The 9,320-nt window shown below is 71.5% G+C and carries 4 protein-coding genes, 1 tRNA gene and 1 pseudogene; 1 reads left to right on the top strand and 5 read right to left on the bottom strand.

Going from position 1 to position 9,320, the window contains the following annotated elements; genetic code table 11:
* Nucleotides 1-306 precede the first annotated feature (306 nt).
* Nucleotides 307-963, bottom strand: a pseudogene (locus tag ACZ5VC_RS16360) (HAD family hydrolase).
* Between the two features lie 276 nt (nucleotides 964-1,239).
* Here ACZ5VC_RS16360 and ACZ5VC_RS16355 point away from each other — a divergent pair.
* Nucleotides 1,240-1,794 (top strand): histidine phosphatase family protein, encoded by a 555-nt coding sequence (locus ACZ5VC_RS16355; protein ID WP_469120690.1) that lies wholly within the window; start codon nucleotides 1,240-1,242, stop codon nucleotides 1,792-1,794.
* 813 nt (nucleotides 1,795-2,607) lie between these two features.
* Here ACZ5VC_RS16355 and ACZ5VC_RS16350 read toward each other — a convergent pair.
* From ACZ5VC_RS16350 to tmk, 4 genes are all read right to left on the bottom strand, one after another.
* Nucleotides 2,608-2,681, bottom strand: a tRNA-Thr gene (locus ACZ5VC_RS16350).
* A gap of 199 nt (nucleotides 2,682-2,880) precedes the next feature.
* Complete coding sequence (locus ACZ5VC_RS16345) at nucleotides 2,881-4,443, bottom strand: alpha/beta hydrolase (RefSeq protein ID WP_469120689.1); 1,563 nt, start codon at nucleotides 4,441-4,443, stop codon at nucleotides 2,881-2,883.
* A gap of 83 nt (nucleotides 4,444-4,526) precedes the next feature.
* The gene (locus ACZ5VC_RS16340) at nucleotides 4,527-5,732 is read right to left on the bottom strand and encodes a DNA polymerase III subunit delta' (protein ID WP_469120688.1); all 1,206 of its coding nucleotides are present in this window, start codon (nucleotides 5,730-5,732) and stop codon (nucleotides 4,527-4,529) included.
* A 258-nt stretch (nucleotides 5,733-5,990) separates the two neighbouring features.
* Nucleotides 5,991-9,290 (bottom strand): dTMP kinase, encoded by a 3,300-nt coding sequence (tmk, locus tag ACZ5VC_RS16335; RefSeq protein ID WP_469120687.1) that lies wholly within the window; start codon nucleotides 9,288-9,290, stop codon nucleotides 5,991-5,993.
* Nucleotides 9,291-9,320 lie beyond the last annotated feature (30 nt).

Raw genomic sequence — 9,320 nt, 5'->3', positions numbered from 1 at the left:
GGAGTTGGTGGTGCGCCTCCCGGTTCCACCGGTCGCACTGCTCGACCTGCTCCCACACCTCTCGCACGGTCGCTCGCCACACCGGGTCACGGTCCGGGGAGTGGTAGCGCAGGAGGGCCAGCATGACGACGTACGGTGCTGGGTCAGCTGGCATGGCTTCGGAGGGGCATCGCACGCCTCCCATGCCTGCTCCATAGCCGCGTTGCGGCCTCCGCCTCCGCGAGGTGCGGCGCACACTCGCCCCCTGGCAGAACGAACAGTGCGTCCGGACCCTCGATGATCGTGTCTATGTCTGGGGCACGACGGTCAGCGCCCTTCAGCGTTGAACTTGGCAATCTTCTCCGGCAGCTCCGCAAGCGAGTCGATGCGCATCGTCGTGATCGCATTCGCGTCCGGATCGCGCTGCTGGATCCCCAGGGGCCACGCCGGATGAGGGCAGTCAGCAGCCCCGCCTGTACGGCCGGGCGGATGTCGTTGTCGAGCCGGTCGCCGACGTAGAGAATCTCGCCCGGCTCGGCAGGTGTCGCCCCGATGACGTGCTCGAAGAACTTCACGTCTGGCTTCGATGCCCCCCAGTCGTCACTGGTGGCGATCAAGTCGGAGGGAAGGTCCAGCCCCCGCAGCAGGCCGCCAGCCCCGAACGGTCTGGTTCCCGGCGATGCCCACCCAGAGCCCCGCCTCCCGCAGAGAAGACAGCGTGGGCGGAACATCCTGGTACAGGTCTTCCTCACCGAACCACTCCGGCTTCCCGGCAGCCGCGCGCTTCTCTCGCTCCTCAGCCAGGTCGAACCCGGGCCGGAACTCCTGGAACGTCTCCCTGTAGTCGCGTCCCTGCGCGATGACTGCCCCGAACATCGCAGCAAAGGTGTGCCGCGGTACTCCCAACCAGTCCGCCCACGTCCCGTACTCCCGGGTCTCGTCAACAAGACACTCGCCCACGTCGAATACAACCGCACGAATCATGTTCCGCAGATTAGACGGTCCCGTACGACGGCGAAGCAGCCCTTTCGGACTGCGTGTCGTATGAGAAATCCGTCGCGCAGGCGGAAATCACGGGCGAGTCGACGATTCGCGTCACTACCCTCCGGGCATGTCCGGTCGGACATCGCGACCGGGGTATTTGGACTGGTCGACCCGGGACAGGAGTTCGCACTCGTCGTTACTCAACGTAATGAATCCAGAGTAGTGCTGCCGAAATTTCGGGTGGCGCCTGCCACGAACGGTGCATCACCCTCGGTTGTGACCATCTTCTACTTAGTGCAGCATGCGGAGAAGGAACGACAACTCGGGGACCCGGGCCTGACTATCCTTGGTCGTCAGCAAGCGGCTCGAACAGCGGAGTGGCTGCAGCACGTTGGGATCGGTTCGGTGCTGAGCAGCCCGCTACGGCGTGCCCGTGAGACGGCGCAGTTCATCGCGGACTCGTGCGGACTGCCGGTTCAGGAGGATGCCCGACTGCGGGAGCGGATGAACTGGGCTGATGACGAACCCATCGCCGACTTTCTCGCTGACTGGGCTGCAACGGTCCGGGACCGGGACTACGTTCCCCGGTCCGGAACCTCCTCGCGTCGGGCCGGTGACCGATTCCTCGCGTGCTTGACCGACCTGGCTGGCGAACCACGGCCGGTCGCGGTTGTCACACACGGTGGTGTCACCGTGGACCTGCTTCGCACACTGGTCGGTGACGAGGTGCTGCCGGACAGCCTGCTGCATGACGGAGTCCCCTCCTGCGCGATCACCACGCTCGACAGCACGGCCGTCGTGGACATCGCATCGCAGGCACACCTTCAATAGGGCCAAGCGCTGAACCGGTCGCAAGGCCGAACTGCTCCTCGCTGTAGACAGGCTGTTGCCCGTAGCCTCCCGCGGCCATTGATCGATTCGATACGAGCTCTGGGGCCACCGACCACGAGCAACCGCCGTTTCACACGCCCCGGGAGCAGAGAGATCAACGTGGGCATGCTGGTAGTGCCACGCCATGCCTTGACCAGAGTCTCTACTGAGCGGAAGCGGTGAGCCGGGTTGATGGCGGTGACACATTCAATGACTGCCAGTTGCGCCGACGAGCCGCGCCATTGCCGTTCTTCATCACCTGCATCCAGCAGTAGACGGATAGCCCGTCCCAGCGCGTGCACGGTCGTTCGGATGTCGACGGTCGAGCCCTTGGTGAATTCTTCGGGCGCCATGTAACGCCGACTCCCCGGCAGCCGGTCAGCCTCCAAGGTGAACGGCTCAGGTAACCGCCGAACGGTGATGACCTGGCCGCCATGGATGCGTTCCGCGATGCAGACCGGCAGCGGGCGGCGGCCGGCTGTACGGAGCGGCCATCCGCCATCTGCACAATACGTTGGACCGCGGCTCCTCGATGCCCACTCTGAGAGCGCGACAGAAGAAGAGCAGGAGGAGGAGCAGGGCAGCGGACACAGCGACGACGCCCAGGATGTTCCCGACCAGGACTCCGCCGGACGGTCACGTTCCCAGGGCGTTCCCATTCACTCACGCAGACGACCAGGAAGGCCCCTCCGAGATCAACTCGGAGGAGCCTTCCTCGGTCAAAGAAAGGCAAAAGCCCCAGGTCACGGCGAGTGAGTCCTGGGGCTTCTACAGGGCCGCCTTCGGGATTCGAACCCGAGACCTACGCATTACGAGTGCGTTGCTCTGGCCAACTGAGCTAAGGCGGCATGCCGTGCTAATCCCGTGGTGGGTGCAGCAGCGACGCCAAGTCTACACAGTGAAAACGGGTGCCTCGCACACCCCCGATTGTCCCCCGGCCGACCCCGGGCCCGGGCGCCCGCACCGGCTCCGGCGGGCGCCGCGGCCGGGCCGCCCGGCGCAGGAGCGGGCTCGGGCGGTTCCGCGCGGCGCCAGGCCGGGCCGGGTTCAGCGGCAGCGGGTGCCGTCGGCCGGGACCGTGCCCTCCAGCAGGTAGCGGTTGATCGCCGAGTCGATGCAGTCGCTGCCGCGGCCGTACGCCGTGTGCCCGTCACCCTCGTACGTCAGCAGCGTCCCCGTGGACAGCTGGCCCGCGAGGGACTTGGCCCACTTGTACGGGGTCGCCGGATCCCTCGTCGTGCCGACCACCAGGATCGGGGCCGCGCCCTTCGCCTCGATGCGGTGCGGGGCGCCGGTGGGCTTCGCCGGCCAGTACGCGCAGTTCAGCGCCGCCCACGCGAGGCCCTTGCCGAAGACCGGGGAGGCCTTCTCGAAGGAGGGCAGGGCCCGTGTCACGGCGTCGGGGCCGGTGAAGGAGGGGGGCAGGTCCAGGCAGTTCACGGCGGCGTTGGCGTACATCAGGTTCGAGTACGAACCGTCGCCCTCCCGCTCGTAGTAGCTGTCCGAGAGGGCGAGCAGCTCGGACCCCTCGCCTCCCATCGCCCGCGTCAGCGCCTCGCGCAGCTGGGGCCAGGCGCGCTCGTCGTACATCGCGGTCATGACCCCGGTCGTCGCGAGGGACTCGCCCAGGGACCGGGTCTCCCCGGTCGGCACCGGCTTGGCATCGAGTTCCGCGAAGAAGGCCTTGAGGCGGGCGGAGGCCGCGGCGACCGATTCCGTACCGAGCGGGCACTCGGGCTTCTTGACGCAGTCCGCGGCGAAGGAGCGGAAGGCGGTCTCGAAGCCCGCCGTCTGCTCGCGGTTGAGGTCGACGGCGGGCAGTGAGGGGTCCATCGCCCCGTCGAGCACGAGCCGTCCGGTGCGCTTGGGGAACAGTTCGGCGTAGGTCGCTCCGAGGAACGTGCCGTACGACGCCCCGATGTACGACAGCTTCTGGTCGCCGAGCGCCGCGCGCAGGATGTCCATGTCGCGGGCGGCCGAGACGGTGGAGACGTGCGGCAGGACCCTCCCCGAACGCGCCTTGCAGCCCGCAGCGAAGCCCTTGAAGGACGCGGCGAGGCGGGCGGTCTCGCCCGGGTTGTCGGGGGTCGTGTCGACCTGCGTGTACGCGTCCATGCGCGGGCCGTCGAGGCACTCGACGGGCTCGCTGCGGGCGACCCCGCGCGGGTCGACGGCGACCACGTCGTAGCGGGCGCGGACCGGCGCCGGATAGCCGATCCCGGCGTACCCCTCCAGGTATCCGACGGCCGAGCCTCCCGGACCGCCCGGATTGACCACCAGCGACCCGAGGCGCTTGCCGGGTCCGGTGGCCTTTGCCCGGGACACGGCCAGTTTCACCTCGCCGGCGTCGGGCTTCACGTAATCGAGCGGGGCCCGCAGGGTGGCGCACTCGAAGCCGGGGGTTCCGCAGGCGCGCCAGGTCAGACGCTGCGCGTAGTACGCCGTGAGGTCTCCGACGACCACCTTCGGTGTCACGGCCGGGGCCCCGGGACCGTTTGTCGCCCCTGGAGCGGCCGCGCTTCCGCCCGAACAGCCCGAGAGGACGAGGCCGGTGGCCGCCAGGGCGATCGCGGAGCCACGGAGGAAACGCCTGGAGTGCGTATAAGCCATATGCGGAGCGTAGCCGGATGGTGACACATAGCGCCGCTTCCTGCCCGTACGGGTGACAAGCCCGCGGAGGCCGGGCCCGGACGTCAGCCCTCCCTCAGCGCCATCGTCATGGCCTCCACGGCGAGCAGCGGGGCCACATTACGGTCCAGCGCCTGCCGGCAGGCGATCACCGCCTCTATCCGGCGCAGCGTGCGTTCCGGCGTCGAGGCCCGGGCGATCCGCTCGAGGGAGTCCCGGACGTCCTCGTTGGCGAGCTCGGTGCGCGCCCGCATCTGGAGCGCCAGGACATCGCGGTAGAAGCAGGTCAGATCAGTGAGCGCGAGATCGAGGCTGTCGCGCTGCGTGCGGGTCCTTCGGCGCTTCTGGCGCTCCTCGAGCTCCTTCATGGCCCCGGCGGTGCCCCGCGGCATCCGGCCGCCCTGCCCACCGCCCAGCGCGGCCTTCAGGTCCTCCGTCTCCTTGACGTCGGTCTCCTCGGCGACCTGCTTGGCGTCGTCGCCCGCCGCGTCGATCAGCTCCTGGGCCGCCTTGAGACAGCCACCGATGTCGTCCACCCGCAGGGGCAGCTTCATGACGGTGGCCCGGCGCGCGCGGGTCCGTTCGTCGGTGGCGAGGCGCCGGGCCCGGTCGATGTGGCCCTGGGTGGCGCGTGCGGCGGCGGCCGCGATCTCCGGCTCGATGCCGTCGCGCCGTACGAGCACATCGGCGACGGCCGCCACCGGGGGTGTCCGCAGGGTGAGCAGGCGGCAGCGCGAGCGGATGGTGGGCAGCACGTCCTCGAGCGAGGGCGCGCACAGCATCCAGACCGTGCGGGGCGCGGGCTCCTCGATCGCCTTCAGCAGCACATTGCCCGCGCCTTCGGTGAGCCGGTCGGCATCCTCCAGCACGATGACCTGCCAGCGGCCGACCGCGGGCGACAGTTGGGCGCGGCGGACGAGATCGCGGGTCTCCTTCACGCCGATGGAGAGCAGGTCGGTACGCACGACCTCCACATCGGCATGCGTACCGATGAGGCTGGTGTGGCAGCCGTCACAGAAGCCGCAGCCCGGCTCACCGCCGAGCGCGCGGTCGGGACTCACACACTGCAGTGCGGCGGCGAACGCGCGCGCGGCGGTCGCGCGGCCCGAACCGGGCGGGCCGGTGAACAGCCATGCGTGCGTCATCCGGGACGCGTCGGGCGGGGCCGTGTCCGACGCGTGGGCGGTGACGAGGGCGTCGGCGTCCCGAGCGGCGGCAGCGAGCTGCTCCTGGACCCGCTCCTGCCCCACGAGGTCGTCCCATACGGCCATGTCTGCCCCTCCTCAGGTACGGATCCATTGTGGGGCACCGCACTGACAACCCGGTCCGACGGCGGCGTGGCAGCCCGGTCCGAAGGGGCTTCGGGCCGGTCCAGGCCGGGGGTGGGCATCGGTCCCGGCCGAGGGTTTCGGTCCCAGCCGGGGTGCTGGGGCCTGTCCGACGGCGGCTTCGGGCCGGCCCCGCGCAGCCGAGCCCCGCCCGGCCGTCGGCCAGACGAGCCCGGCTTCGGCCCGGCCGACCCCGTCGGCTCAGCGACCGCGCCGCCGGCCCTCGTCCTCGTCGTGCGGCCCGAGCAGCTCGTCCGCGAGCGACGGCAGGTCGTCCAGCGGAGTCTCCTCGGCCCAGTCCCAGCGGCGCCTCGGACGGCCCTGCTCATCGACCTGGGGCAGCTCGGCCGTGCGGTCGTTCGGGCCGGGAGTCCGGGTCTGGCCCGCGTTGTCGTCCCGGAAGATCCCCGGCGGGACCCGGTCGGCCGGATCGGCGTCCCGTACGGGAGGCAGCACGGCCGTCTCGTCGGCGGCACGCACGTCCCGCACCGGAGGCAGCACAGCCGTCTCATCCGCGGCACGCGCGTCCCGCACCGGAGGCAGCACAGCCGTCTCATCCGCGGCACGCGAGTCGGCGGCACCCGAGCCGGCGCCCCGCGAGCCAGTACCCCGCGCGTCCGTGCCGTGCCGGTCGCCGGCTCGGGGGTCGGCCCCCCGCGCGTCAGGCTTACGCAGGTCAGCCTTACGCGGGTCAGCAGTACGCGGATCGGCGCCACCCCCGTCCCGTACCGGAGGAAGTACCGCCGTCTCGTCGACCGCCTCCGCCGGCACCACCGGCGTCGGCACCGTCTGCGTCACCTCGTCCGGCTGGACGATCGGCGTCGGGACCGTGAGGTCGTTCGGGGAGACCTCCGCAACCCCGGCCGCCGCCTCCGCCTCGGCTGCCACTTCCGCCGCCGAGGCCGCCGCAGCAGCCTCAGCCAGTCGGCGCGCCTCCTCGGCCCGCAGCAGTGCCTCTTCCGCCTTGCGCTGCTTCTCCCGGCGCCGCTCCTCGGCCTCGGCCCGGAGACGGGCCTCCTCCTCGGCCTGCTTCCTGCGCCGCTCGTCTTCCGCGCGGCGCGCCTTCTCCTCGGCCTCGCGCCGGCGGCGCTCCTCCTCGGCCGCCTGCCGCGCCTCTTCGGCGCGCCTGCGGGCCTCCTCCGCCTGCCGCTCGGCCTCGCGCCGGCGCGCCTCCTCCTCCTCGCGGCGCTTGCGCTCCTCCTCCTCGGCGCGGAGCTTGGCGAGCTGGGCCTGGCGCTCGCGCTCCAGACGCTCCTCCTCCGCCTTGCGCGCGGCCTCTTCCTCTGCCTTGCGCCTGGCCTCCGCCTCGGCGGCCTTGCGCGCCTCCTCCTGGGCCTTGACCTCGGCCTCGGACAGGGGGAGCACCTGGTCGAGCCGGTGGCGTACGACGGTGGTGACCGATTCGGGGTCCTGGCCGGCGTCCACGACGAGGTAGCGGCTCGGGTCCGAGGCCGCGAGGGCCAGGAAACCGGCCCGCACGCGCGCGTGGAACTCGGGCGGCTCCGACTCCAGCCGGTCCGGCGCCTCCGTGAAGCGTTCCCGCGCGGTGTCCGGCGAGACGTCGAGCAGCACGGTCAGATGCGGAACGAGTCCGTCCGTCGCCCACCGGGAAATACGGGCGATCTCCGTCGGGGACATGTCGCGGCCCGCGCCCTGGTAGGCCACGGACGAGTCGAGGTACCGGTCGGAGATGACGATCGCGCCGCGCTCCAGTGCCGGACGGACCAGCGAGTCCACGTGCTCGGCGCGGTCCGCCGCGTACAGCAGTGCCTCGGCGCGGTCGGACAGCCCCGCGCTCGACACATCCAGCAGGATCGAGCGCAGCCGCTTGCCGATGGGCGTCGCGCCCGGCTCGCGGGTGACGACCACCTCGTGGCCCTTGGCCCGGATCCACTCGGCGAGCGCCGCGACCTGGGTGGACTTGCCGGCGCCGTCGCCGCCCTCCAGGGCGATGAAGAACCCGGTCGCGCTCGGTGCCTGGGCCGGGTCGGCGCCGCGCAGCGCGTCCCGCAGGTCGCGGCGCAGCGGCACACCGGAACGGTCGTCGGTCTTCGCCAGGACGAGGGCCGCGACGGGCAGCAGCAGGGCGCCCACCAGCATCAGCGTGAACGCGGCGCCGCCGTGCGCGAAGACGAAGTCGCCGCCGGCGAGCCGGTGCGGCCCGATCGCGGCGGCGAGCAGCGGCGCGGCGAGCACGCCGAGGGCGATCGCGACACGGACGACGGCCTGGAGGTGTGCGGTGATCCGGGGGCGCCGGAACTCCTCGGTCTCCAGGTCGGTCAGCGCGTGTCCGGTGTTCGCGGCGACTCCGGCGGCGAGGCCTGCGAGCAGCGCGATGAACAGCACGGTCGCCGTGTCCGGAACCAGACCCATCGCGAGCAGCGCGATGCCGGTGACGGCGATCGCGAGCGCGAGGAGGCGGCGGCGGGAGAGGGCGGGGAGTACGGAACCGGCCGCACGGATCCCGAGGGCCGTGCCGCCGATCAGCGTCAGGATCAGCAGCGCGAAGGTGAGGGGGCCACCGCCGAGGTCGGGGGCGTGCAGAACGGCGACGGCCGCGGCGGAGGCGATGGCTCCGGCGACGGTGGCGCAGGCGACGACGAGCAACGGCACGGCGCCGGTACGGCCCTTGTCGGGACCGTTTCCGGTCGACGGCCGCCGCAGCCCCTCGAGGGGGGAGCGGAGACGGGGCGTCTGGGTGTCCGGCAGTTCGATGACGGACAGGACGGAGACGGAGGCGGCGAAGAGGCCGGCCGCGACGTACGCGCCGAGGGCCGCCTGGTGCAGCGAGAACCACTCGACACCGGTCCCGAGCAGATTGCCGATCAGGGCGGCGACGAGCAGCGCGGCGGCCGCGGCGGGAATGGCGAGAAATGCCGTGCGCAGGGAGAGGCGCCGGAGTGCGTCGAGATGGTCCGGCAGGGGGCGCACGGCGGCGCCCTCCAGCGGCGGCGGGGGAAGCAGCGCGGGGGCCGCGCTCTCCCTCGCTGCCGACCAGAACCGCTCGGCGACCCCGGCGACGAACACCGTGCCCAGCAGGAACGCGAGGGCCTTGTCCGGCGTCCAGTCGATCCACAGCGGTGCGACGACCAGCAGCCCGACCCGTACACCGTCCGCACCGATCATGGTCCAGCGGCGGTCGAGCGGGCCGGACGGCGCGGTGAGGCTGGTGAGCGGCCCGAGGAGTACGGCTCCGAAGAGCAAAGTGGCCAGTATCCGCGCACCGAACACCGCGGCGACGGCGAACGCCGCTCCCCGGTACCCTCCGCCGAACGCCCCCTCGGAGACGGACGCCTGAAGCGCCAGCAGAAGGAGGACGAGCAGGGCGAGCGCGTCGCCGACGCTGCCGACGACGTGTGCGCTCCACAACCGCCGGAGCGGCTGGTTGCGCAACAGAGCTCTTACGGCGCGCTCGCGTGAGTCTGCGGCAAGTGAGGCGTCGGAGCCCGGGGTGTAGCTCACGACGACTGGCTGCTCGGCTGGCTGCTCGGCTCGCGTCATCCGCCCAGCCTATCCGGAGCGCCCCCGTCC

The sequence above is a fragment of the Streptomyces sp. NPDC033174 genome, from assembly GCF_055577795.1.
Note: the sequence above shows the minus strand (reverse complement) of the source record. Positions and strands in the feature narration are given on the sequence as shown.